Origin of the sequence: Marisediminitalea lipolytica, assembly GCF_001758465.1 — a bacterium.
In the GTDB taxonomy this organism is placed as follows: Bacteria; Pseudomonadota; Gammaproteobacteria; order Enterobacterales; family Alteromonadaceae; genus Alteromonas; species Alteromonas lipolytica.
Genome location: NZ_MJIC01000021.1, coordinates 19565 through 44640, shown reverse-complemented (window position 1 = coordinate 44640; position 25076 = coordinate 19565). Strand labels below are relative to the sequence as shown.

Below are 25076 nucleotides of genomic sequence, written 5' to 3'. Positions count from 1 at the left end.
AATGGCAGATAATGTTTATGACGCGATCGTTGTAGGATCCGGGATCAGTGGCGGTTGGGCAGCCAAAGAACTGGCTGAAAAAGGGCTCAAAGTGCTGATGCTGGAACGTGGACGCAACATTGAGCACATCAAAGACTACGTGAATGCGCACAACGAAGCGTGGAATTATCCGCACCGTGATGTGGCGACCCAGGAAATGAAAGCACTGGAGCCGGTAATTAAACGTGATTACCCGCTGAATGAGTCGACTTACGGTATGTGGGAAAGCCACCAGACCTCTCCTTATGTCGAGAAAAAACGCTTTGACTGGTACCGCGGCTACCATGTGGGCGGTCGTTCACTGTTGTGGGGCCGTCAGAGCTACCGCTTAAACGAAGAAGATTTTATGGCTAATGCCAAAGAGGGCATTGCCGTTGACTGGCCGATTCGTTACAACGATTTGGCCCCCTGGTACGACTATGTAGAACGCTTTGCGGGGATCAGCGGTAACCGCGATGGCCTGGATGTATTGCCTGACGGTCAGTATCAGCCTGCGATGCCATTAAACGTAGTAGAGAAGGACCTGGCCAAGCGCTTACAGAAAGCGTTTAAAGGCACCCGCCATATCATTAATGGCCGTTGTGCCAATATGACTGAACCCAAGCCAGAGCAGAACCGGGTGAACTGTCAGTATCGTAACAAGTGCTGGTTAGGCTGTCCGTTTGGTGGTTATTTCTCTACCCAGTCATCAACGCTGCCGGTGGCCATGGCAACCGGTAACCTCACCGTACGTCCGTTTTCGATTGTGACCCGGGTGCTCTACGACAAAGACAAGAAACGCGCTACCGGCGTAGAAATTCTCGATTCAGAGAATAATCAGACCTATGAATTTAAGAGCAAGATCGTATTCCTCAACGCCTCAGCGTTAAACTCAGTGTGGATGCTGATGAACTCAGCCACTGATGTGTGGGACGGCGGTCTGGGCAGCAGTAGTGGTGAACTGGGTCATAATATTATGGATCACCACTTCCGCGTGGGTGCTTCGGCTGATGTAGAAGGGTTTGAAGATAAATATTATTACGGTCGTCGTCCTTCTGGCTTTTACATCCCGCGCTTCCGTAACTGGGGCGATGATAAGCGCGATTACGTTCGCGGTTTTGGTTATCAGGGGTCTGCAAGTCGTACTGGCTGGAACCGCAATGTGGCAGAAATGGGCATTGGGGCCGATCTTAAAAATACCCTCAGCGAGCCAGGCAGCTGGTCAATTGGCATGACGGCCTTTGGTGAGATGCTGCCAAACCATGACAACAAGGTGTATCTGAATAAAGCCCAGAAAGATAAGTGGGGCTTACCAGTGCTGGAAATGGACGTTGAGATCAAAGAGAACGAATATGCCATGCGCAAAGACATGATGAACGATGCGGTGGAAATGTTCGAGAAGATGGGTCTTAAGAATGTTCGCGGTTACGACGCAGACTACGCTCCAGGCATGGGGATCCACGAGATGGGCGGTGCACGCATGGGCCGTGACCCGAAATCATCCGTGCTTAACGCGCACAATCAGGTATGGGATGCACCTAATGTATTCGTAACCGATGGAGCCGCGATGACCTCGGCGTCTTGTGTTAACCCATCACTGACCTACATGGCATTAACCGCCAGAGCGGCTAACTTTGCCGTTGAAGAACTGAAAAAGGGGAACATTTAAGATGGAAAGACGTGACCTTCTCAAAATGATTGCCGCAGCCACCGGAGCGGCGTTTGTTGGCAGCAACGCCATGGCATGGGGCCTGAAAGTACCGGCCAGCGATCCAGCGACAGTGGGCCTTGATAAAGAAGACATCAGCCTGATGAGCGAAATTGCTGAGACCATCATGCCCCGCACCGACACACCCGGCGCAAAGGATGCTCAGTGCGCGCAGATGATGGCGGTGCTGGTTGCTGATTGTTATACCCCGGTTCAGCAACAAGCCTTTAAAGATGGCCTGCGTAAGCTTAATCTGGCCAGCGATGAGCGTTTTGATACGCCGTTTCTGGCACTAAGCAGTGCCCAGCGTTTTGAACTGCTGTCTGAGTTAGACACGGAAGCCAAAGCCTATAATGCACAGCGTAATTTATGGGGCGCGGTAAACCAGCGCCCGAATAGTCGCGATATCGACGACACCAGTCCGTTACCGCATTATTTTACGATGTTTAAGCAGTTAACCCTGTTTACGTTTTTTACCTCCGAAGTTGGTGCAACCAAAGTACTGCGCTATGTAGGTATCCCTGGCAAATTTGACGGTGACATGCCTTACGAAAAAGGTGACAGAGCCTGGGCGACCTGATTTCAGGTAGTCCGCTCGCGGTTAAATTTGCCCTAAGATGAGGACACATGGTATGCGCAACAATGTATTTAAAACAATCGCCACGGTGGCGCTATTGGCTCCGACGCTGAGTGCCTGTGCAGCGACTGAGGAAAAACTTGAGCCCTGGCAACAGGCGCAAAAAACAGAAGTTTGGGAGCCGGTGCCTGCCGTGGTAGCAACGCCGGTGAACAAAGCGCCGTCTGACGCCATTGTGTTATTCGATGGCACCGATTTGTCCGCCTGGGAATCGGTGAAGGGCGGTGCAGCGGCCTGGACACTCGGTGGCGATACCGTAACGGTTAAACCAGGTACTGGTAACATCCGCACCAAACAGTCATTTTGTGATGTGCAGTTGCACGTGGAATGGCGCGCGCCTAAACCTGAAGAGGGGATGGACGGACAGCTGCGTAACAACAGCGGGGTGTTTTTCCAGGAACGTTATGAGATTCAGGTACTGGATTCTTATGATAATAAAACCTATCCCAATGGCCAGGCTGCATCGGTTTATAAACAAACCATTCCGCTGGTAAACGCCACGCGCCCACCGGGTGAATGGCAGGCCTATGACATCATCTTTACGGCGCCGACATTCAGCGGTGAAAAGCTGAAAACACCAGGCTATGTGACGGTGATACATAATGGGGTTGTGGTACAAAACCATGTGGAAATTCAGGGCACCACTGAATGGATTGGTGCGCCAAAATACCAAGCCCATGGTTGTGCACCAATCCAGCTGCAGGATCACGATAACTTAGTCAGTTTCAGAAACATCTGGCTACGCGAGCTGTAACAGAAAAGCACGATAACAAGCCCGGTTTAAGCACCGGGCTTTTTGTTCTGATTGCCAGTAAAAGGGATTGCGAGGGCTGGACAGCTGGAGTAATTTAATCCTATCACTTTGGTAATCAGAAGCCGGCTATGTTGGACGCCATCAATGTTATTCCCTTTATTTTTGCCTGTTTGTTACTCAACATTCTGCCGGGGCCGGACTCTTTGTACATTATCGCCAGAAGTGCCACACAGGGGGGTAGAGCAGGCGTAGTGGCGTTACTGGGTATCATGTCTGGTGTCAGTGTGCATATTGTTGGCGCAGCGTTAGGATTAAGCGCTTTACTGGCTACATCGGCCTGGGCCTTTACGCTGATCAAGGTAGCGGGATGTGTCTACTTGCTTTACCTGGGCTTTGCCATGCTGATGGCTAAACGTGAGACCTCGAAACCCGAAACCGGGAGCAGCAAGCTCAAACCTGCCAGTTTAAAACGGATTTTTACCGGCGGCTTTTTAACTAATGTACTTAACCCCAAGGTGGCGCTGTTCTTTCTGGCCTTCGTCCCGCAGTTTATTCCGGCTGATGTGGCCGATAAAACGCAAATGTTTCTGGCCCTGGGCGGTATCTTTACCTTAACCGGAACATCCTGGTGCCTGTTGCTGGTGATTGGTACGGTGTGGCTGCGAAACCGCCTGGCCGGTATTGGCGGATTGAGTTTCTGGCTGAATAAAGCGGCCGGCGGATTATTTGTGTTCTTCGCGGTGAAACTGGGGCTGGCCAGCGCCTAGCTGAATTTTCGGATACGCCTGTGCAGTTGAACAAACTGGACGGTTGAACTAATCGAAGAGTAGGGCTATGCTCTGGTTGATATTTGTACAGATAAAATAACAACAACTATAACGTTTGGTGGTTACTGCTGTTCGATACCGATAGGATGTAACGTTATACAGCAGGACGCTTATGACGCCATTCAAACGTAATCTTTCCAAGCTGCTGTTCATCGCATTGGTGCTGGCTCTGGGCACCATTATTTCCGGTGTTATCTATTACTTTAAAATGGATAGCAACGAGGACACCCTGAATACCTTACTATTTCGTGAGCTTAAGCAAATCGAAGGAACGCTGCACCGCAGTTTCGATAAGGTAAAGATTACTTCTCAATATATCCTTTCTGATACATCGGCAGTATCGACCTGTGGTGTTAATGACGAGTCCATAAAAACGGCGATTGATAAGCTGGGGGTCTCTGATGATTTGGCTGATATCCGGCTGGTCGACAGCGGTGTGGTGAGCGCTCGTAACCCCGAACCTTATGCGTTATCCATCCCGTCGTTTGATCAGGCCAGCTTTGTCATCAACAAGCCCTGTGACAACACAGCGGAGCCGGACACCTTTTACCAGTTGCACCTGACCAGCTCGGTGAGTGATTCGCTGCGACAGCGGATTGCCCGTTTTCAAACCGTGGCGTTAGTTGAGGCCGAAGGCAAAGTGCTGTCGGTAGTTAATCATGCCTCACAACTCAGTGACGAAACAGATTTACTGATCAAGCGGATTACCCATCTGCATCCTGCACCGATCCATACGGAAGATGAGACAACCGCATTTACGCCGGTTATTGAGGGGACAAACTTTATTGATACTCAGGTAAGCGATAATGATTTCAGGGTGTATGTGCACCCCATCATGGCGTCTTCCTTAACGAGTGCCGGGCAAGAGCTGTATTTGATCGGCGTGATTGAAAAAAGCGCGATTAACCAACAAAAGCTTAAATTATCCCCCACACTGCTGATGTGGTTAATTCTGGGGTTGTTGTTTTTAATTGCCATTACACCGCTTATTAAACTCCGTTATATCAGTACCACGCATGCTATTGCCAGAGGCGATAAGAGTCAGATAATGCTGGGTATTGTGGTGGCTATTGGCATTGTCACCATCGGCTGGATACAGGAGCTGTTCTTTAACTATTTTGAAACCGTTAAGGCACAGCAACTGAGTATATTACATCGGGAAATCAGTAATGACTTCGTGCAGGAAGTCAGCACGGTATTATCGATTGTCCAGCAGGCAACGGATGATTCCTGCAGGCGTCATCGCTCGCCTGATCAACAAAATGCAGTTTACGATAATCAGATATGTCAGCAATCGCTGACCGCTGATAGCAATGCTTCTGCTGGTGGACTGGCGCGCAAACGAATTGTTGAGACAGTAGCGGTGATCAACGCCAAAGGGCAGGTTAGCAGCGACTTTCCCGTGCTGTACAGCTCTGAGCACCTGGTGTTTGAGCAGGCCATTGATTTGGCAAAGCGAAATTACGTAAAAGCCGGTCTGGCAGGGCAGTTCTGGCAACTCACCGAACCGGCTGGTGAGGCCACCTCGAACTTTTTTATTCAGCGGGTTTTTAATATTGAAGACGGACGTAAGAATGCCATGCTCTCTATTCCTTTTGCCGCCGGCAAATTTTCTGCCGAACCCGCCCCCTTTAGTGTTGAAGCATACAGCCAGTTCCGTTTATCCCAAACCTTTTCAAGTTATCAGAAGATGGGGTTTCAGAAAGCCGAAGACGATACGGACCAGTCTGAGCCACAGCTGATCATTGCCGGTACCCGGTTTGGCAGTCTGGTTGACAGAGTGATGCCTAACAATTTTGGTTTTGCGGTAATCGATGAAGCCGGCAATGTGCTGTTTCACAGTGACGATTCGCTGAGTCTTATCGAAAACTTTTTCACTGAGACAAATCGAAACCCAGAGTTACTTGTTGCCTCGCGGCATAATCAGCTGGCATCCCCAACGCTGATGAAACTGGATTATAAGGGCAGTCCGCATACGGTATTAATAGGCCCTATGCAGGCAGAGGATGCCGCTGCACCAGAACACAATACTATTCCCTGGCGGCTGGTGGTGTTCTTTAATCCTGAGTCGCTGCAAACCAACAACATGATACTGGTTTTTATGGCCGTATTTTTGTTTATGCTGGTGATTATTCCTGCCTTTGCGGTGATGCGATATCTGATGCTGCAACGGTTCTGGCAGGATATCTGTTATTTCGACACGCAGCACCTCAAACGCTATAAAAGCTATGCCTTGATTTTGTTTGCCACCGCTTTGTGTTTGCAGTACCAAACGGGGGTTGTGCTGCCATTTACCAGTCGCCTGGTAATGTGGGCGGCTGCTTGCGCATTGATAGGTTTATTCCTGATCCGGCAATTTACTTTCGATGCCTCATACAGTTCGTTCTGGCGACGACCACAAACCTGGCTCCTGGCCATCCCATTGCTGTTATTCAGTGTGGATATGCTGGACTATTCCGGGGCTCAGCGCGAGCTGATTCAGGCTAATCAGCTGTTTTCCGTGCTGGGCATTTTTCTGGTCGCTATGGCGGTTGAATCCTTCCGCGTGTGGGGTAAACCGGACACCTTCATATCTTGCCGCCGACGGGATAATCGGGCGATAGAAAAACGCCGGTACACGGCCGGCTATATCTGGTATTTAACCGGGTTGCTTTATCTGGCTGCGGCTGTGCCCGCGTCATTAATTGCCTTTACCGCACATGATTACCTGCTCCAGCGCCAGGCAAGCTTTGAAGCCAGCCATATTAAGCAAAGCATGTTACAGCATCAGTTTGGCTATCAGGACTATCTCAGCTTCCTTAATGCCACGCCCTGCAATCCTGGCTCAGCAAGCGCTTTTCCATGCGTGCTGATAAGTGACTATAAACTCCCTGAATTAATCAGCAGCTTTTACCCGCCAGCTATTCAGGCCGCCACCGTATCTGACTGTGGCATTAACTGTAAAAGCTGGGTGCTGATTAATCCTCAGCCGACTGAAGAAACCATCCGGCCAGACAGTTTCTTTAATGCGATATTCAGTATTACGCCAAGCCAGACCGAGTTTATCAGCCATTTGACCTTTGCGGCCAAACAGGATCTTACCTATGAAGGACGGCGCGGTGCGGCGCATGATGATGAGTTGGTTTACCGCGCCGACTTACTCATGCTTGCCGCTGCGCAGGAAGGTAGCGGGCCTGTGATTGCCTTAATCATGTTTTTGGGGCTGCCATTGGGGATTTATCTGTCGGTACGTCAGCTATTGGTGCAACGGTTAATGGGCGAGCATTTACAGGATCAGTTCCGCGTGTTGCCTCACTGCACAGAGTATCAGGATAACAAGGCGAAGTTTCCTGATATCGGTGAGTGTTTAAAGTACAATAGCGAAGGCTCGCTGCTGGTGCTGAATGCGACACGTTTACAGGCAGAAGAGGCATTAAAGTGTCAGACAATAACGGTGTACGAAAACCGGGTATTCCGGCTGCCGGAATGTTTGAGCGGTAGCGATAACGGCGGGTACTTTCTGGCCGAGGTGCAGCAGGCTATTCATGGACATTCTGAGAGCCCGGTTATCGTGGCGATTTCAGCCGTAGAACAGGTCAGTACCTGTTCGTCCTTACGTCGCCATGCACTGTCATTTTTATATCAATTGCATAATTTACCGGGTATTTCCCTGCTGGTTATTGCCGAAACGGCGCCTTTATACCGGTTACTAAACCCTTGTGCGTACGAAGTGGAGGCCAGTGACGACAACGCGCTGTCCAGTGATGAAAAAGCCGGTTGGAGTAAACTGTTTTCTGAATTTACCAAACATTATGCCTGGTCACCGGTTCAGAAACGGCGCTTGAGTAACCCCTACGATGTTGAGCAATTGATTTATTATGAATGCCAGGCCTGGCCCGAGATTGCGCATTTAAGCGCGATTCTGAGAGAGCAAACCAACGGATTACGCAAATTTAGCGGTGCTGATACAGCAGAAGGAACAGATTCGGTTGCTGATTTCTGGGAGCCGGAACAGGTGATTGAATTTATGCTAACGAACGCAGGCGCCTTATACCGGCGGAAGTGGGAAGAGTGTACCCGTCAGGAAAAACTGATCCAGTGGAAGCTGGCTAACGGTGCAAGTATAAATCCCGCTAATGCGGTGGTTATCGAGCGGTTGGTGCGCCGGGGCTACTTATACCGTGATAAAGGGTGGTCGATAATAACTGAGAGTTTCCGGCAGTTTGTTTTGACTGCTGAAAACGAGCAGGTGATCAATGTCTGGCTGGATAATGCCGATACCGGCGCCTGGAGCGTGCTGCGAATCCCGGTATTTGCGATGCTGCTGGTACTGGTGGTTATATTTGTGTATTCCAGCGGTAGCTCACTCAATACCTTGTTGAGCGTAGCGACCGCTGCACTGGGACTGATCCCGCTACTACTGAAAAACCTCAGCCTGCTAAAAGGCGGGGCAGGCAGCGATATCGAATAGTTCAGGCCGTTGTGATTCGCCCTATGGCATCGGTAATAGCCTCATCGCCATCGGTTAACTCCAGTATCTGGCGGGTGATAGCAGGTTGGGCAATCAGCGCTGCCAGCGTATTGGCCACATTACCTCGTTTTACTTTGCCATAGGTGAGCGCGTAGTCGAGGCTCACCTTATTATCAGCCTCTTCATCCAGTAAAGTGCCTGGGCGCACTATTACCCAGTCCAGTGCAGACTTAACCAGTTTGGCGTCAGCCTCTTTTTTCACCTTCATGTAGTATTCAAAGCCCTCGCCAAGATTGTCATTCCTGGCCGACTCAGGAAACGCAGAAACTAAATAAAAGCGTTTAACACCCACCTCCAGGCCAATTTTGGCAAGTAACGGCGGCGTTTCGCCATCGATTTTGCCCGTGCGTTCTTTACCGCTGCCAGCTGCGCCAGCAGAAAAGATAATGGTATCGTGGCCTTTTAGCAGAGTTTCGTAGTCGCTTCCGGTCAGCTCCATCATATCGCCCTGAACGGGTGTCGCACCCTGTGCAGCCAGCTTTTCTGCTTGTTCGGGCTTACGATGTAGTGCCGTTACCTTGTGGCCCTGAGCAATCAGTTGCGGTAATAATCGATGACCCACTTTTCCGGTAGCACCAACAAAAAATATCCGGCTCATATAGCCTCCTGACTTAATTAAATCACTGAATTAACTATATTGATTGGGATTGCCTGGCCGGATTTCTACCTTTTGCTGAGGGATCAGGAGTAACAGGCAATGACTCAGGCCCATTGCGCAAGTGGATAATTCCAGCCTAACCGTTGAATAAAGCTTGTGCAGTGTGGATAAGCTCTATATAATGCGCGCCCTTACAGCTAACCAACTAAGTTCCTTGTCTCCATGCAGCTGGCTGTACTGCGCGAGGCTACAACCGTAAGGAGCGTATTAATGCGTCATTACGAAATCGTATTTATGGTTCACCCTGACCAGAGTGAACAAGTACCTGGTATGATCGAGCGTTATACCACAATCCTGAAAGCAGATGGCGGACAAATCCATCGCTTGGAAGACTGGGGCCGTCGTCAACTGGCTTACCCAATCGAAAAACTGCATAAAGCACACTACGTTCTGATCAACGCTGAAGCGACTGCTGAAGCTGTTGCTGAGCTGGAAACTGCTTTCCGTTTCAACGATGTTATCCTGCGTAACATGGTTATGCGTACCAAAGGTGCGGTAACTGAAGCTTCTCCTATGATGAAGGAAGAGCGTCGCGAACGTCGTGAAGATTCTGCCCCTCGTGGCGAGCGTGCAGAACGTCCTGCAGCAAGCGAAGAATAAGGAGAATTAACCATGGCTCGTTTTTTTAGACGTCGTAAATTCTGCCGTTTCTCTGCAGAAGGTGTTGTTGAGATTGATTACAAAGATATCGCTACGTTAAAAAACTACGTAACTGAAAGCGGTAAAATTGTACCAAGCCGTATTACCGGCACCAGCGCTAAATATCAGCGCCAACTGTCTAGTGCTATCAAGCGTGCACGTTTTCTTGCACTGCTTCCGTACACTGACTCTCATAAGTAATTTGGCGAAGAATAAGGGGTAGCATCGATGGAAATCATTCTACTGGATAAAATCGCCAACTTAGGCGGTCTGGGTGACACTGTCACTGTTAAAGCTGGTTTTGCACGTAACTTCCTTTTCCCACAAGGTAAAGCGGTTCCTGCAACTAAAGCAAACGTTGAAAAATTTGAAGCGCGTCGCGCAGAGCTGGAAGCGAAAATCGCTGAACAGCTGGCTGCTGCTCAGGCGCGTGCCGAAAAAGTTGCTGAGCTTGGCGAAGTAACTATTGCCGCACCAGCTGGTGAAGAAGGCAAACTGTTCGGTTCCGTTGGTACTCAGGACATCGCCGACGCGATTACTGCAGCTGGCGTAGAAGTAGCTAAAGCAGAAGTTAAACTGCCTACTGGTACACTGCGTGAAACTGGCGAGTACGACATCGACCTGCAATTACACTCTGACGTAATGGCAACTGCTAAAGTTGTAATTATCGCTCAGGCGTAAGCGCTAAGTGATTTGAAAAAACCGCGCATCAGCGCGGTTTTTTTATGCCTGTAAAAACAATTCCGGCTTGCTAAAAGCCTAGCGGCGGCCAAGTTTTCGTGGGCCAAAGCGCCGCCTGCTTATCACTTGTTCTTCATCTTCCTGCTGCATTTCGGCTATTTTGGCTTTCAGCGCCTCAACACTTGCAGGCTTATCAGGGCTATTGGCACCCTCTTGTTTTACGTGTGTCAGTGCGGCTTCGACAACCGGGTTAACCTGATTGGCTCTGGATACATCAAATTCTGACTGTTTAGCCAGGGTATCGCCGAACACCTTGTCCGGCTCATCATTGTTCATTTCCAGTTTGCGAAATTCCGCTTTAGTTTCGATTAGCGCTTTTACCGCCTGCGCCTGGGTTTCGTTGAATTTAAACTGCTGACTCTTAAGCTGCATACGGCCACCAAAGTAAAAGGCAATGATCACGCTTAGCAGTGTCCAGTAGCCTTCAGGAATGGTGCTGAAAGCCTGAGTGATCGCGGCCAGTCGTGAAGGTGAAAAATAAGCAATCACAAAAATAAACAAAATCAGGGTAACGATCATAGGCCTAATCAGGCGGTTAAACGCATCGGCAACGGAGTCTGCCCAGGTGCGGTTTTGCCTGGCGTTAAATTCGGCCTGATAGGTTTTTAGCAATGCCATTTGTTCGTCTGCGGAGCGCTGTGCTTCTTTTTCTTTGTTGGTAGTAAATACGCCGGCAACGGTTTCTACGCCTCTGGATACCGAGTCAGTGATGGCAGAAATAGGATTTTCAAATAATTTACTCATGGGTCTGCTCCTGGGTTATGCCACCTGATAATCCGGTAAAAAGCTGCGGGCGCGGGCCAGCCAACCCTTTAAAAACACATTCTGGCTGGCGTCATTGGTGACAATATCGGCATAAAACATCTGGCGCTCCTCAACCAGAGCAACCACCATCCAGTCACCAAGTTCCTGCAGGCAGGCAAAAGCCTGGGCTTTGGTTTTGGGGCCCATGAGTCCATCAATGACCAACGGGCCATAGCCTGCGTCATTACAGACTTCCTGTAAAAATTTGATGGCCCGGCGCGGACCATGATTCACCGCGCTATCAAACAGAAAGGGTTGTAGCGATGGTGGTAATTTATCGATGCGTGGGACGCGATAGTAATTCAGCTCATAGATGTCCTTGGCGGTATCCACATCCATCGCCTTCACCATGTCTGGCGTAACAGCCACCTCGAGATAGCGAGAAAGGGTCTTTTGCGTGATCCCAAAATTAGTCGGGCCGCCCCGGTCGGCGGGATGATTAACGTATCCGCCTTCCTTAACGAGTATTTCGTCAATCATTGTTGCAACATCCATCTTGCCTCCTGCTATGGTAACCGGGTGTGTGGTTAATAATTAAACACCCAAAAGGCAGAGTATGCCACTGTGATGATTGAATTTTGTTCGATTGACCTGTGGGTTAACGAAAAGGGCGCAGGGTTAACCTGCCGGCTGAATGCGTGGAATACAGCTGAGGCGGACAGGACCGCCCTTTAGCAAAGCGTCTGGTGTAGGCCTGTACATTGAGTATGCGGGAGCGTGCTTTTACCCTGAGTGATTCACGCCGATAGTAAGGAACGTCTTCCCAGCGGTCGGCAGCCTGTTGCTGTTGTGGCGTTAGCCATATCACGCCTCCCGTAACGCGATGATGAGGGGCGGGTGAAATATAGCGGTATCCATCATATCCCAGCCGCATACGCCAGCCGTATAATGTGGCGGGTGTTACCGGTAAACGTTGTGCGAATAACAGCCGCTGGTAGCGGGCAAGCAGCAAGGTGCCATAACAAAAGAAAGGCTGTTTGCCGGTAAAGCGCATGGGTGAGTTATCCGACTTTACTCAGGGCCTTCTCGCATTTTCCCCGCCACTCGTCATCCAGCACTTCCAGTTCTACAATCTGTCTGGCATTTTCAAAGTAATCCGGATTATAGACTGAACGCATTAATTCGCCGACACTGACCGTATTGGTTGCACGTTGCTCCAGAGATACGCTGTCACCGGTGCGCAGCACACCTGTTTGCAGTATCCGGTAATACCACCCGGTTATACCGTGATTACCGGTAAAGCGGTCGAGGTTAGGCGTTTCGAAGCGCTGATTAATTTTATTGCAAGGTGCTCGTGGGGCGCCAACCTGCACAATTATCTCGCCCATGGCATACACATCACCAATAAAAACCGTTTCATCGGTCATGCCCTCAATGGAGATATTCTCGCCAATACTGCCGGCCACTGCTTTGTCAGCCAGGGTGGGATAATGCTCGCTAATTAAGGCGTACCCGGCCAGACTGTATTGATGCAACACTTTTTCCGGCCCGCCGTGCAGGCGCTTATTCGCCTGGTCATCCTCGTCGGTGCAGTCGCTATGGACGGTGAGATAGTCAACCGGTTGCTTACAGATGGCTGTCAGGGCGTTACGGGGACCAAGCGGAGCAGGCTTTCCTGCATAAAGAGCGGCAATGTTCATGACGGTTCCTTTTGTTTAGGCACGGTTGTATTGTAATCAATTCAGGTTATTACGAAATACCATTAAAAATATTTTTAACTCGTTTAAACCTTCAGGGTTTTAGTAACGACTAAGCCTTTAACAACACCAATAATGAGCACACAGACACACACCTTATGATGGCAGAGCAGGCAAAGGTAGTGAATGCCGGAACGTTATTCACTCAACAGCAGTTGCAGCAACAAATTGCGGCAGCACAACAAGGCGATATGGCGGCCTACCGGCAGCTGTACGAGCGTTTTGTTGGTCAGGTATTCGCACTGAGTTATCGCTTAACCGGTGATGCCGCGCTGGCGGAAGACGCTACTCAGGAAGTGTTTGTGCAGGTGTGGCAGAAGCTGACTAATTTTTCGGGCAAGAGTCAGTTTTCAACCTGGTTACACAGCGTCACTGCCAATGTGACTATCGATTATCTGCGCAAACAGCGAGGCTGGTTCAAGCGTATGTTTTCTTTAGAAAAAGAATTCGAGCAGCAACTGCGTGCCGAGCCTGCCTGTGATATCTCGGCGCTGGATAAGTGTATTGTAAAACTGCCGGAGCGAGCGAGGTTAGTGTTTGTATTACACGCAATTGAGGGCTACCGCCACGACGAAATTGGCCGCATGCTGAATATGGCAACTGGCACCAGTAAAGCCCAGTACCACAGAGCAAGAACCTTATTAGAGGAGTGGTTAGGAGATAGTCATGAATAACCAGTCGAAAAAAATGAAAGAGCAGCTCGAAGCGTTACCCAATGAGCTAACACCATCGCGGGATTTATGGCCGGGTATCGAACTGGCCCTGACGGGGGCGCAGGAAGAACGCAAGCCTAACCGCTGGCCTGTGGCTGTGGCTGCAGGGCTGATTGTTCCTGCGGTGTTGGTCTGGCTGTTTATGAGCCAGAGCCAGGTACCGGTAAACACTCCTAATCCAACAGTAGTCGCGCAAATGAGTAAGCAGTTTGAGTCGCAAAAAGCCTCATTGCTGGTGGCCTATCAGGACCAGAATGCGCTGGCCGACAACTGGCAAGGGCAACTTACCGAGCTGGAGTCAGCGGCAGAAGCGATAAAAGCGGCACTTAAAAATGACCCCAATAACATGGCGCTATTGCGAATGTTGCAAAGCGTTTATCAACAACAAATTGACCTGATTGAGCGAGTGCACGCGCCAAAATGGCAACAAATTTAATAGGTGAATTATGCAGACCTTAATGATATCAAACATAGTTAAAAAGCTTTGCTGGAGCGCCGCACTGGCTGGCGTGTTGTTATCCGGTAATGCCTTTGCGCAAGAAAAAATCGATAAAACCCTGGATACCGGCAGTAAACCCTTTGTCGAAATGGAACATGTGTACGGTAAAGCGGAGATTAAAACCTGGGATAAAAATCAGGTCCGAATCACCGGCAAACTAGGCTCGCTGACGGAAGAGTTTACCTTTGAAAAGCGGGGTAACTCGGTAGTTATCGATGTCGAAGTGAAAAATAACCATTATCGTTGGGAAGATGACGATGAAGCCAAGGATGATTTAACCGTGTATGTTCCTGCTGGCAGCCGATTCGCCTATGAAGCGCTCAATGCCAACGTGAAAGTGGATGGGCCTCAGGGCGGTACTTCTGTCGAAGTGGTGAATGGCAATATCGAAGGGCGTAATCTTGGCGGCAAAGTCAGTATCGAATCGGTGAACGGTGATATTGAGCTGAAGGCGATTACCGGCATGCTTCAGGTTGAGGCGGTTAATGGCAATATCGAAGCTGAACATGACAGTGCCGAACCGTTCGAAGTGGTCAGCGTGAATGGCAAAATTGATCTGCAAAGTGTTAGCCCGGAAGTAAAAGTTGAAACCGTAAACGGTGATTCTTCACTGCAATTGGGGGAAGTGAGTGATCTGGAAATGACCTCAGTAAACGGTGATGCACGGGTGTCAATGAGCTTAAAGGCAGATGCCGATGTTGAAGTAGACACTGTCGGCGGCAGTATCTCTCTGACCTTTAACAAAGACGTTTCAGCCCGCTTTGAGGTGGAAGCTCACGCCGGAGGTAAGATCATTAATAAGTTGAGTGACGATAAAGTCAATAAAGCCAAATATGGCCCCGGCCAGTGGATTGATTTTACCCAGGGCAGAGGCAACGCCCGGGTAAGAGTCTCCACCGTAAATGGTAAGGTGACTCTCGGTCAGTAACTTAGTTACTGACCGAGAGTCATCCCGGAGATTTCGTAAGAAATCATCCGGGATCCCCCGAAAAGGCTGGCTCAGTTAAACTGCTCTTTCATATGTCATCCCGGAGATTTCGCAAGAAATCATCCGGGATCTCCCTTTACTGTCATACCGGAAGATACGAAGTATCTATCCGGTATCTCCCGAACAGCTTTACTCAACCAACAGGCGTGTCAACAGGGATCTTCACGGAAAACTTTGTTACCCTGACCAGCCTATTGATCATTTCACAAGCCAATGGCAAAACCCAATGCAAAAGGCCCGGTTAAAACCGTGCAGATATTCTGTTTACAGTGTAAAGCGCCATTATTTAAGTACCGCAAAGGTGGTAAGGGTGCACTGGTAAAGTGTTTTAAAGAACGCATTGTCGAAGACTACACCTCAATACCTTGCCAGTGCCCCGGCTGTGGGCAGGAATTCGCACGGGATACGCTAATTCGGGGCGTGCCCGCCTATAAAATGATAGGCGGTAAAGTGCACATGAAGTGAGGCCCTTCAAGTCTGTGGCGAGTTACTGACTTAACAAGGCTTTAACTTTACCAATGGGTAAAGCCTGGGTTTTACCGCGATGTCCGTCCACATCTTCGGCCATCAGTAAACTGTTATAAATAGCCTCTTCGGTAGCTTCTATCACTGCCTGAAACAACGGAGACACTTCGTTGTTCGACAAGGACGGAGCAAGGTGAGTAGTGTCTTTTTCGCTGCGGCGCAAAGCCTCCGCGGTACTGAACGCGACAACGTAATCGCCGGAACCGTTGGTCAGGCTAGCGCCTGTTCTGGCTACACCGCCCATAGCCCGCTTAGCAAGGCGGTAGAGGTTACGATCTGACAGCGGCGCATCAGTGGCCACCACTATCATAATCGAACCGTCTGCTGAGCTATCATTGTTGAGCGCTTCTGACAGGTAATACTGGCCAAGCTTTTCACCTATCGGCTGACCATCGATTTGCAAAATGCCGCCAAAGTTGCTCTGTACAAGCACGCCAAGAGTATAGCCACCCAGGCTTACGGGCAGTTTTCGGCTACTGGTGCCAATGCCGCCTTTAAAACCAAACGCGCGGGTTCCGGCACCTGCGCCGACATTGCCTTCTGCAACGGCGCCATTACCAGTTTTTTCAATGGCCTGAATAACCTGTTGCGGGGTAATAAATCTGGCACGGATATCATTAATGTAGCCGTCGTTGGTTTCACCCACCACGGCATTCACTGAGCGCACCTGCTCATTGCCGGGCTGTTTCAGCGTCCACTCCACCACACCCGCGATGCCCTCGGCCACATTTAAGGTATTGGTGAGCACAATGGGGGTTTCAATTTCCCCCAGCTCCTGAATTTGGCTGATGCCGGCCATTTTGCCGTAACCGTTGCCCACAAAAACCGCCGCAGGCACTTTGTTCTGGCGTAAATTGCCACTGGCCGGAATGATTGCAGTCACGCCCGTGTGCTGTGCTTTGCCCTGATGCAAGGTTACGTGGCCCACTTTGACACCGGCCACGTCTGTAATGGCGTTGAGCTTACCCGTGGGTAAGACGCCGGGCTTAATGTTTAAGTCTCTGGCCCGAAGCTGTTCGGCATGCGAGACATTGGCTGATAAGAGAGCGATACAGGCAAGGAAATGAATAGCCCATGGATACTTCATTGTGTGATCCCTGATGGATAGGTAAAAACGAAAATACCACCATAGCATAAACCTGGGATAGCTGACTGTGGGAAGTAGGAGAGTGTTTCTTTGTATCTGAACGGAGAACCGATAACGACGCGAAGACAGAGCCGTAATTCGGCCCCGTCTCTGTGCTGAATGGCTTATGGCATAAGCACTAATTTTTGTACCCGTCGACCGGTAGAAACTTCTGAGGTGTACAAATTCCCCTGGCTGTCGGCCACTACGCTGTGCAGCCAGGTAAACTGGCCGGGATACCGGCCCGGGCGGCCAAAGCTGCCCAGCAGCTCATAGGTTTCATGCCATAGCACCCAGATACGGCCATTCATCATGTCGGCAACGTAGAGGTATTTATTATCCGGTGAAAAGGCCACATCGGTGGCGGTACCCAGTCCCATGGTCTGCCCTGCAATCACTAAATCGCGCACAAACCGGGCGTTACCCTGTTCATCGTTTTTAAAGATCTGAAGACGATTGTTACGACGGTCACAGACGTAAATAAGACCATTCTGCGATTGGGTGACACAGTGAACGATATCGCCAAAGTCAGGGGCATCAGTATTGATATTGTCGGCACCAGCGGTGGCCTGAGACACATCAAAGTCGCCGTCGCGGGTTCCCCCGCCAGGCTGGCTGGCGTAAGCCCCCCAATACTGTGAAAAGTGGTTACCTGCCGTATCAAATTCAATAATACGCTTATTAATATACCCATCTGCGATCATCACCTGTGTTGTATGGGTATCGTGGTAGATATCCGCCGGGTTACCCAGCGCCGCTTTACTTTGATTGCCATCCGTTTTGTTGCGCTGACCAAACTGTCGAATAAATTTGCCGTCGGCAGTAAAATTTAATACGACATGATCGCCCTTGCCATTGCCGCCAATCCAGACGGTGTTGGTGTCATCTACAAACAGACCATGAACGGTTTGTGGCCACTGGTTGGTGCCATCAATGTCAGGCGTTATGCTCTCGCCGCCCCAACTGTTCAGGACCTTGCCCTGCGGCGAGATTTGCACCACATGCGGGGCGGCTTCACAGCACACCCCTGTAGGCGGGGATTGTTCAAGGGCAAGATCCAAAGGACTTAACGAGTTAGGCCGATGTAACAGCCACAGGTTATCGCTTTTATCGATGGCCAGCCCCGGGACCTGACCGATAATCCAGGTATCGGGCAACTGCGGCCAGCTGGCATCCACTTTAAACTCGGGGAGCGGATGGGATGCGCCGGGTTCAGGATAGCTTTCCAGTGCAACCAGCGAACTTTGTGCACTGACCATACTGGTGAAAAACCCGCTTAAAAACAGTAGCGCCGTTTTATTCATGGTTGTCCCTTGTGACCTTTGGATTGAACTTAAGTATAACTGTCGGTGTGAGGGATTGGATCATTTTCCGTTTAATCCGGGCGGCAAATGTCGCATAATACCGCTCTTGTTAATAAATCAGGTTTTCTGTCAGGTGAAAGTCGTTCCAGCCAGTTCCGATAAAAGCGTAGAAAAACTCAAGATACCGCCACACAGCATCGAAGCTGAGCAGGCTGTGTTGGGGAGTATGCTGATTGATCCGGAGTCCTGGGACAAAGTGTCCGAGCTGGTGACAGATGCCGAGTTTTATAACCGCTCCCATCAAATCGTATTTAAAGCGATATTAGAATTACTGGCGCAAAGTCAGCCGGTGGACCTGATTACGGTTTCCGAACTGCTGGAAAATAACGATCAGCTGGAAGATGCGGGAGGCTTTGCTTACTTAGGTGAGCTGGCGCGCAATACGCCCAGCTCCGCTAACGTAACAGCCTACGCCAAAATTATTCGTGAGCGTGCCATTACCCGTGAGCTTATTGGTGTTGCCAATGAAATCGCCGAAGTAGGTTACAATCCGGAAGGGCGTGACAGTGCTGATATTCTCGACATGGCCGAGAGTAAGGTATTTGAAATTGCCGAACGTCGCACCGGCGCATCTGAAGGCCCGCAAAGCATTGAGTCGGTGTTAGGTAAAACCATCGACCGTCTGGAAGCCTTGATTAAGGATAACCGGGAAGTTACCGGGGTTACTACCGGCTTTAGTGATCTGGACAAAAAAACCAGTGGTCTGCAACCTTCTGATTTGATTATCGTCGCGGCTCGTCCGTCCATGGGTAAAACCACCTTTGCCATGAACCTGGCAGAAAATGCCATGCTGGCCGAAGATAAGCCTGTGCTGGTATTCAGTCTTGAGATGCCGTCAGAACAGATCATGATGCGTATGCTGGCATCATTGAGCCGCGTGGATCAAACCAAAATTCGTACCGCTCAGCTCGATGATGAAGACTGGGCGCGGATTTCCAACACCATGGCAATGCTTAAGGAAAAAGACAACATCTACGTGGATGACTCTTCTGGTCTAACTCCCATGGATGTGCGCAGCCGGGCCCGTAAACTTGCGCGTGAGCGGGGCGGGCTAAGCATGATCATGGTGGACTACCTGCAGCTGATGCGCGTACCTGCGTTAAGTGACAACCGTACGTTGGAAATCGCGGAAATTTCACGTTCACTTAAAGCACTGGCGAAAGAGCTGAATATCCCGGTGATTGCACTGTCTCAGCTTAACCGGAGTCTGGAACAACGGGCCGACAAACGCCCGGTTAACTCGGACTTGCGTGAATCCGGCTCTATCGAGCAGGACGCCGACTTGATCATGTTTATTTACCGTGATGAGGTATATCACGAAAACAGTGAGTACAAAGGGGTTGCCGAAATTATTATCGGTAAGCAACGTAACGGCCCTATCGGTACTTGCCGGCTAACCTTCCAGGGCCAGTTTTCGCGTTTTGATAATTACGCAGGTCCTGACGTACCTGACGAATACTAAGCTAGAGTAATCTGTTTGGCTAAGTTGTACTCAACAGCCAGTACATCATCGCACCACCGCTTATTACACCAATCACCAAAGCCGTCAGGATACTGAACAGTTGCCTGCCCACACGGACTGTTTGCCAGGTTTCTGTGTCAGGTGCGGGCACAACACGCAGCGTTTGCTGTGGTATTTCAAATACCGCGCATAAACTCATTACGGTTTCCGTTGCGGCATTGCCTTCTTTCTCAATTCGCTGAATAGTCCGCAGGCTGACGCCACACATTTCTGCCAACTGCTGTTGGGTCCACTGATGTTGCTGGCGAAGCGTCCTGACCTGCAACGCGTCGATTTCCACTGCACTTCTCCTTATGCAGTCAGATACTTAATCAAAGCGGCTGCGGACGCACCAAAAACCATGCCGAACACAAACATCTTCAGAATATGTAACCAGCCTTGTTTCGCTGTTTTTACAACGCCTTTGGTTTGTGAAGCAAGCAACTGGCCATCCTTGTAAACAGAACATTCAAGGTCTGCACGAATTAAGCTTTTTACATGATAGCGAACACGATACTCGTGGCCATTGTGAACAAATTCATGCTCACTGACCAGTTTGAAAAGTTCCCGTTTGGAAGACACCGGATTATCGTTAACGTAAACCGTTTCTTTACCGGACCAGGCAGAACCGTGCACGGCGATATCGGAATCACCATCCTGAAAGTAAAACCAGAAACCATCAATAAAATTAGCTGAGGACATTGTGTCTTTTTTGTTGTTCGCAGATGAAATTAAGTTTGCCATAGTCTGTACTCCATACCTATCTATTTGCAGTGAATTCAAGTTACCAGGTAAAACCGTACCTTTGTTCAGTACCGCATTATTGCACCATAAATCGTCACTGCAGTGTGACGACAGCGCTGTGACTGGCGGGCTGTCTGCATATGACATTTGTTATGACAGTTATTATTTTTTAATGTATATGCTGTATGTTTGTGCTTACTAACTTTTTGTCTTTTTTGCGCTTTGGTTGCGCCGCAAGTTGATAATAGATACTCTTTCGGGGTTAATTTTAAGGCAGTTTGGGAGAAGTAAGTCGTGAACAAGCAGGTACTCGTAGTACTGGCAATGGTGTTAATGGTTATGGGGTGTAACAGCACACCGACAGACTCTCAAACGCTCAACGCCAATTTGCCTTACAGCGATATTATCGAGCAGCCTTACCGGATTGCACCAGCCAGTCAGTCTTATGGCAAGGATAAGTTGCAGCGCATCTATTACTGGCCGACGGCAGAACAGCCACGCACAATCATGGTTTTTATTCATGGTGGCTGCTGGCTCAATGCTTATGACTATACTCATGCCCGCGGGCTGTTTACCGCGTTGGCAAAACAAGGTGTGGCCACGTTTGCAATCGAGTATCGCCGAACCGGCGATGAAGGTGGAGGCTGGCCGGGTAGTTTAAATGATATCAATCAGGCTTTGCCCAAAATCAAACAGTGGATTGATAAAGACTTACCGCAGAATGTGCCAGTTTATCTGGCGGGGCATTCTGCCGGTGGGCATCTGGCTTTACTGGCCGCACAATCCGTGACGTTTCCTGTCGAAGGCGTTATCGGGCTAGCTGCCATTACCGACCCTGTTTCTTATGCACAGGGAGATAATAGTTGTCAGACTGCCACGCCATTATTTTTTAACGGCACACCTGAAGAACAACCACAGGCTTACGCCGCGGCGACACCGACTACACAACAAATAGTCGCTGAGGTCACTTTATTGCAGGGCGATGCTGATGCCATAGTGCCATTGTCTCAGAGCGAACTGGTGGGCAGTAAACCGATAATTGTTGCCGGTGCTGGTCATTTTGACTGGTTACACCAGCACACAGCAGCCTATCAGCAGTTATTAAACGTGTTAAATAAAGGAGCCAGGTAATGCAGGCGGTGGCGAAAAAGCTGGATGAGCAGGACTGTCTTGCATCCTTTCGAGAGCAATTTTGTTTACCGGAAGGCGTTATTTACCTGGATGGTAACTCTCTTGGACCTTTGCCTGTGGCTGCGAAGCAGCGAGCGGTTGAGGTAGTGACTCAGCAATGGGGGCAGGATTTAATTACCAGTTGGAACAAACATGCCTGGATCGACTTACCGCAACAATGCGGTGAGCAGATAGCGCCGCTGATTGGCGCTGCGCCGGGGCAGGTGATTTGTTGTGACTCTATTTCGGTGAATCTGTTTAAGGTGTTAAGTGGTGCTATCCGTATGCAACCGGGAAGGCGCAAGGTGATGACTACCTCAGATAATTTCCCGACTGATATTTACACCATAGAGGGCCTAAGTGAGCAACTGGGCGAAGACCGATGCGAGTTAGTTCTGGTGGATGAGGAAAGCATTGAGGCGATGCTGGATGAAAGTATTGCAGTGCTTTTACTCACTCAGGTTAACTTTCGCTCTGGTCGTTTGCTGGACATGAAAGAAATTACCCGCACTGCACACGCTAAAGGGATTCTGGTGGTGTGGGATCTGGCGCATTCGGCAGGGGCCCTGCCAGTGCATCTCGATGCCCATGAAGCTGATTTTGCTGTGGGATGTACCTATAAGTACCTGAACGGCGGCCCTGGTGCGCCGGCGTTTATTTACGTAGCTAAGCGGCATCAGCAACAATTTAAACAGCCTGTGAGTGGTTGGATGGGCCATGCTTCCCCTTTCACGTTCGGTTCGGCTTATGCACCGGCGGCAGGGGTAAAGCAAAACCTGTCAGGTACACCGGCGGTGATCGCTATGAGTGTGTTAGAGGCTGCGTTGTCGGTGTGGAAAGACGTGGATATATTGCAGGTCAGGCAAAAATCCATGGCTATGGGGGAGTTTTTTCTGGAATGTTTACGTGTGCTGGAGCTAGATAGCGTGCTGCCTTGCGTTTCGCCCTCCGCAGCAAAAGAACGTGGCAGTCAACTTGCCTTTCGCCATGAGCATGCCTATGCCATTTGTCAGGCGTGGATCGAGGCCGGTGTCGTTGCCGACTTCAGAGCGCCGGATCGGTTAAGGGTGGGGTTTGCGCCACTGTATATTAGTTTTCAGGCAGTTTGGGAGGCGTGTGAAAAGTTAAAGTGCCTCATTGAAGAGCAAAGGTACCTTGAAGCCCGTTTCAGGTTACAGCAAACGGTTACTTAAACGGCGTTTGGTTAGCCAAATGTTAAATGTTAAGGAATTTTGCGCCCGTTTGACTTTTGCTTTTGACACACATCGAGTTTTAGTTTTAACTAATATGAACGAAATTTAATCACGTCTCAGGCCAGACCAGCCTGAGTATGCGCAATAATCTCGTAACACCTGCAATCAAACCTTCAGTGTATTTCTGTAAACGGAACGATTCGTTGCGCTGTTCTGTTATGAATTGGAGAGAAAAATGGTCATTGTATTTGGATGTAACCGATCCTGGATTTCCCGCTTAATAAGATGGAGAACCGGATCGCAATGGTCTCATGTTGGCATCTTGGATGAAGATGAAGCTCACGTGATAGAAGCTAAGGGCGGCGCTGGCGTGTTGGTAAGTGATATTGCTGACTTTTCAGCCCGGTATCACTCCATAGAATACCGTCAAATTGACGGTGACCTTAACCGTGCGCGTAGCCTGATAGGTAAGCCCTTTGATAACAAAGGTATTAAGGGCGTATTTTTCCGGTCATTTAATCATTGTCCGGAAAGCTGGTTTTGTTCAGAACTGGTTGCCTATTGCACAACTTTTATCCCGGATGAATATTCTCAGTACCAAACGCCGGAAACCTTATATCGCCTGAGTAAACCATGTGTTGAACAGGTTAGTGAAGTGACTGAGGCGGCTATCTAGCACAACTGTCAGGCCCCGTTATATCAGGGCAGGGGCCTGCCTTTTCATCCGGCTTCATTATGCGCAGCAGCGTACTCATCCTTCGCTGTTAGTATCGAATTAATATTCACCTCAATCCAATTCACCAGCTCTTCTACTCTTACCGCCACTTCTTTACCACTTTCTGTAAGGCTGTACTCAACATGGGGAGGAATGACCGGATGGGCAGTGCGTAATACAAACCCATCTTCCTCCAGGGCATGTAGAGTCTGAGTCAGCATTTTTTCGCTAACGCCGTTAATTTTGTGGCGTAATTCACTGTAACGATGGGTTCCTTGTTGCAAGGTAAGAAACACTAACACGCCCCAGCGACTGGTGACATCCTTGAGTACGTTGCGCGAAGGGCAAGCATTCAGCCGTACATTTCCTTGCCTGAATTTTTCCGTAAGCGTGAGCTCTTCAAGTGCTTTTTTAACGTTATTCATCTGCAAAAAACGGTCATTAGTAGTGAAATCGACACTTACCCAAAGGTAGGTACCTTATTTTGCTAAGTATAGGCTTTATATAGGAATTAAGCGAGTCATACAAACAAAACCAAGGAGTTCAGAATGATTGCTGTTACAGGTGCCACAGGTCAACTGGGTCAATTCGTTATCAAACATCTTTTAGCAGGTACACCGGCAGAAAACATTGTTGCGGTGGTGCGTAACCCAGAGAAGGCAACCGCATTAAAAGAACAAGGCGTGAATATTCGGGTTGCTGACTATACTGCCCCGGATGCGCTTAAAACCGCCCTTGAAGGTGTGGATAAGTTATTGCTGATTTCTTCCAGTGAGGTGGGTCAGCGGTTACCTCAACATAAAAATGTGATTGATGCGGCAAAACAGGCTGGCGTTAAATTAATTGCTTACACCAGTCTTCTTAATGTGAACGATTCACCATTAGGGCTAGCCGAAGAGCATATCCAAACCGAATCTTACTTGCAGGCATCGGGTGTTCCCTATGTTCTGCTGCGCAACGGCTGGTACACTGAAAACTATCTGGCGAGCATTCCGGCTGCGCTCGAAAACAGCGGCTTTATCGGTAGTGCCGAAGAGGGCAAAATCAGTTCATCCGCCCGTGAGGACTATGGCGAAGCGGCGGCCAAAGTCTTGTTATCCAGCGAACCACAACAGGGTAAAGTGTACGAATTGGCCGGTGACGAGAGTTATACTCTGAGTGAACTGTGTGCCATTATCAGTGAAGAGTCTGGTCGGGATATTCCGTATATTAATTTACCCCAGGCAGAGTTTAGTGCCGCACTGCAAAAAGCGGGTTTGCCCGCGCCTGTGGCCGAAATGCTGGCAGATTCCGATGCTGGTGCTGCCAATGGCGCTTTGTTTGACGACAGCCACGTGCTTAGGCAATTGCTTGGCCATCCAACTACGTCGCTACGTCAGTTAGTCAAAAATAGCCTCTAAGCGGCCGTTATTCTTACTATTTAGCTACAAGGAGAGCCAATGGCTCTCCTTGGTTTATTAAGCACAATGTAATAAACCATCTTATACTAATTGACGGTTGTGATTTGACCATCTCAGACTACGCTTTTTTTAACAGATTTAAAGT

Annotated in this window: 27 protein-coding genes; 17 read left to right on the top strand and 10 right to left on the bottom strand. The window is 49.5% G+C overall.

Annotated elements, in window-relative coordinates:
- Position 1: 1 nt before the first annotated feature.
- The 5 genes from BFC17_RS21710 to BFC17_RS21690 all read left to right on the top strand — a co-directional run bounded on the left by BFC17_RS21710 (position 2) and on the right by BFC17_RS21690 (position 8394).
- Positions 2–1687, top strand: coding sequence for a GMC oxidoreductase (locus tag BFC17_RS21710; RefSeq protein WP_070178626.1), 1686 nt, complete (start codon positions 2–4; stop codon positions 1685–1687).
- Between the two features lies 1 nt (position 1688).
- Positions 1689–2306 (top strand): gluconate 2-dehydrogenase subunit 3 family protein, encoded by a 618-nt coding sequence (locus BFC17_RS21705; protein WP_070178625.1) that lies wholly within the window; start codon positions 1689–1691, stop codon positions 2304–2306.
- A gap of 52 nt (positions 2307–2358) precedes the next feature.
- Positions 2359–3117: a 3-keto-disaccharide hydrolase gene (locus tag BFC17_RS21700; protein ID WP_083271892.1), complete on the top strand. Its 759-nt coding sequence runs from the start codon at positions 2359–2361 to the stop codon at positions 3115–3117.
- Positions 3118–3245: 128 nt separating this feature from the next.
- Positions 3246–3884, top strand: coding sequence for a LysE family translocator (locus tag BFC17_RS21695; RefSeq protein WP_070178623.1), 639 nt, complete (start codon positions 3246–3248; stop codon positions 3882–3884).
- A gap of 172 nt (positions 3885–4056) precedes the next feature.
- Complete coding sequence (locus BFC17_RS21690) at positions 4057–8394, top strand: hypothetical protein (protein WP_070178622.1); 4338 nt, start codon at positions 4057–4059, stop codon at positions 8392–8394.
- A 1-nt stretch (position 8395) separates the two neighbouring features.
- Here the strand turns inward: BFC17_RS21690 and BFC17_RS21685 are convergent, their stop codons facing one another.
- Positions 8396–9052 (bottom strand): SDR family oxidoreductase, encoded by a 657-nt coding sequence (locus BFC17_RS21685; protein ID WP_070178621.1) that lies wholly within the window; start codon positions 9050–9052, stop codon positions 8396–8398.
- A 270-nt stretch (positions 9053–9322) separates the two neighbouring features.
- Here BFC17_RS21685 and rpsF point away from each other — a divergent pair, with 270 nt between their 5' ends.
- From rpsF to rplI, 3 genes are read left to right on the top strand one after another with little or no spacing between them, the layout of a single operon-like run.
- Entirely contained in the window at positions 9323–9712 is a 390-nt protein-coding gene (gene rpsF, locus BFC17_RS21680) for a 30S ribosomal protein S6 (RefSeq protein WP_070178709.1), read from the top strand.
- A gap of 12 nt (positions 9713–9724) precedes the next feature.
- The gene (gene rpsR / locus BFC17_RS21675) at positions 9725–9952 is read left to right on the top strand and encodes a 30S ribosomal protein S18 (RefSeq protein WP_070178620.1); all 228 of its coding nucleotides are present in this window, start codon (positions 9725–9727) and stop codon (positions 9950–9952) included.
- 27 nt (positions 9953–9979) lie between these two features.
- A complete protein-coding gene (gene rplI / locus BFC17_RS21670) occupies positions 9980–10432 on the top strand; it encodes a 50S ribosomal protein L9 (RefSeq protein WP_070178619.1) in 453 nt (150 codons plus the stop codon).
- A 78-nt stretch (positions 10433–10510) separates the two neighbouring features.
- Here the strand turns inward: rplI and BFC17_RS21665 are convergent, their stop codons facing one another.
- The 4 genes from BFC17_RS21665 to BFC17_RS21650 form a co-directional block, all read right to left on the bottom strand.
- On the bottom strand, positions 10511–11236 hold the full coding sequence (locus BFC17_RS21665) for a 3TM-type holin (protein WP_070178618.1): 726 nt from the start codon (positions 11234–11236) through the stop codon (positions 10511–10513).
- Positions 11237–11251: 15 nt separating this feature from the next.
- Positions 11252–11791 (bottom strand): glycoside hydrolase family 108 protein, encoded by a 540-nt coding sequence (locus tag BFC17_RS21660; RefSeq protein ID WP_070178617.1) that lies wholly within the window; start codon positions 11789–11791, stop codon positions 11252–11254.
- 103 nt (positions 11792–11894) lie between these two features.
- Positions 11895–12290 carry a gamma-glutamylcyclotransferase family protein gene (locus BFC17_RS21655; RefSeq protein ID WP_070178616.1) on the bottom strand — a complete coding sequence of 132 codons (396 nt, stop codon included), beginning with the start codon at positions 12288–12290 and terminating at the stop codon, positions 11895–11897.
- A gap of 7 nt (positions 12291–12297) precedes the next feature.
- A complete protein-coding gene (locus tag BFC17_RS21650) occupies positions 12298–12936 on the bottom strand; it encodes an MOSC domain-containing protein (protein WP_070178615.1) in 639 nt (212 codons plus the stop codon).
- Positions 12937–13094: 158 nt separating this feature from the next.
- On the opposite strand from BFC17_RS21650, the gene BFC17_RS21645 reads away from it, so the two are divergent.
- From BFC17_RS21645 to BFC17_RS21630, 4 genes are all read left to right on the top strand, one after another.
- Positions 13095–13667, top strand: coding sequence for an RNA polymerase sigma factor (locus BFC17_RS21645; protein ID WP_070178708.1), 573 nt, complete (start codon positions 13095–13097; stop codon positions 13665–13667).
- Complete coding sequence (locus BFC17_RS21640; protein WP_070178614.1) at positions 13660–14142, top strand: hypothetical protein; 483 nt, start codon at positions 13660–13662, stop codon at positions 14140–14142. Before BFC17_RS21645 ends, BFC17_RS21640 begins: the two co-directional genes overlap by 8 nt.
- 22 nt (positions 14143–14164) lie before the next feature.
- Positions 14165–15133 (top strand): DUF4097 family beta strand repeat-containing protein, encoded by a 969-nt coding sequence (locus BFC17_RS21635; protein ID WP_175439616.1) that lies wholly within the window; start codon positions 14165–14167, stop codon positions 15131–15133.
- Between the two features lie 273 nt (positions 15134–15406).
- Complete coding sequence (locus BFC17_RS21630) at positions 15407–15658, top strand: hypothetical protein (protein ID WP_070178612.1); 252 nt, start codon at positions 15407–15409, stop codon at positions 15656–15658.
- 22 nt (positions 15659–15680) lie between these two features.
- On the opposite strand, the gene BFC17_RS21625 is transcribed toward BFC17_RS21630, so the two are convergent.
- Together BFC17_RS21625 and BFC17_RS21620 are read right to left on the bottom strand one after the other, a co-directional pair.
- A complete protein-coding gene (locus tag BFC17_RS21625; protein ID WP_070178611.1) occupies positions 15681–16805 on the bottom strand; it encodes a DmpA family aminopeptidase in 1125 nt (374 codons plus the stop codon).
- A 164-nt stretch (positions 16806–16969) separates the two neighbouring features.
- Positions 16970–18148 (bottom strand): NHL repeat-containing protein, encoded by a 1179-nt coding sequence (locus BFC17_RS21620; RefSeq protein WP_070178610.1) that lies wholly within the window; start codon positions 18146–18148, stop codon positions 16970–16972.
- A gap of 133 nt (positions 18149–18281) precedes the next feature.
- Between BFC17_RS21620 and dnaB the strand changes: the two genes are divergently transcribed.
- Positions 18282–19670, top strand: a complete 1389-nt coding sequence (dnaB, locus tag BFC17_RS21615) for a replicative DNA helicase (RefSeq protein WP_070178609.1) — start codon at positions 18282–18284, stop codon at positions 19668–19670.
- A gap of 19 nt (positions 19671–19689) precedes the next feature.
- Here the strand turns inward: dnaB and BFC17_RS21610 are convergent, their stop codons facing one another.
- On the bottom strand, positions 19690–20010 hold the full coding sequence (locus BFC17_RS21610) for a helix-turn-helix domain-containing protein (RefSeq protein ID WP_070178608.1): 321 nt from the start codon (positions 20008–20010) through the stop codon (positions 19690–19692).
- Between the two features lie 11 nt (positions 20011–20021).
- Positions 20022–20453, bottom strand: a complete 432-nt coding sequence (locus BFC17_RS21605; RefSeq protein WP_070178607.1) for a hypothetical protein — start codon at positions 20451–20453, stop codon at positions 20022–20024.
- Between the two features lie 294 nt (positions 20454–20747).
- Between BFC17_RS21605 and BFC17_RS21600 the strand changes: the two genes are divergently transcribed.
- The 3 genes from BFC17_RS21600 to BFC17_RS21590 all read left to right on the top strand — a co-directional run bounded on the left by BFC17_RS21600 (position 20748) and on the right by BFC17_RS21590 (position 23492).
- Positions 20748–21584: an alpha/beta hydrolase gene (locus tag BFC17_RS21600; RefSeq protein WP_070178606.1), complete on the top strand. Its 837-nt coding sequence runs from the start codon at positions 20748–20750 to the stop codon at positions 21582–21584.
- Positions 21584–22816 (top strand): kynureninase, encoded by a 1233-nt coding sequence (gene kynU / locus BFC17_RS21595; RefSeq protein WP_070178605.1) that lies wholly within the window; start codon positions 21584–21586, stop codon positions 22814–22816. The genes BFC17_RS21600 and kynU overlap by 1 nt, the downstream gene beginning before the upstream one ends.
- A gap of 322 nt (positions 22817–23138) precedes the next feature.
- The gene (locus BFC17_RS21590) at positions 23139–23492 is read left to right on the top strand and encodes a C40 family peptidase (RefSeq protein ID WP_229681103.1); all 354 of its coding nucleotides are present in this window, start codon (positions 23139–23141) and stop codon (positions 23490–23492) included.
- Positions 23493–23536: 44 nt separating this feature from the next.
- Here BFC17_RS21590 and BFC17_RS21585 read toward each other — a convergent pair whose 3' ends face one another.
- A complete protein-coding gene (locus BFC17_RS21585) occupies positions 23537–23956 on the bottom strand; it encodes a winged helix-turn-helix transcriptional regulator (protein ID WP_070178603.1) in 420 nt (139 codons plus the stop codon).
- A 123-nt stretch (positions 23957–24079) separates the two neighbouring features.
- On the opposite strand from BFC17_RS21585, the gene BFC17_RS21580 reads away from it, so the two are divergent.
- The gene (locus BFC17_RS21580; protein ID WP_070178602.1) at positions 24080–24931 is read left to right on the top strand and encodes an SDR family oxidoreductase; all 852 of its coding nucleotides are present in this window, start codon (positions 24080–24082) and stop codon (positions 24929–24931) included.
- Positions 24932–25076 lie beyond the last annotated feature (145 nt).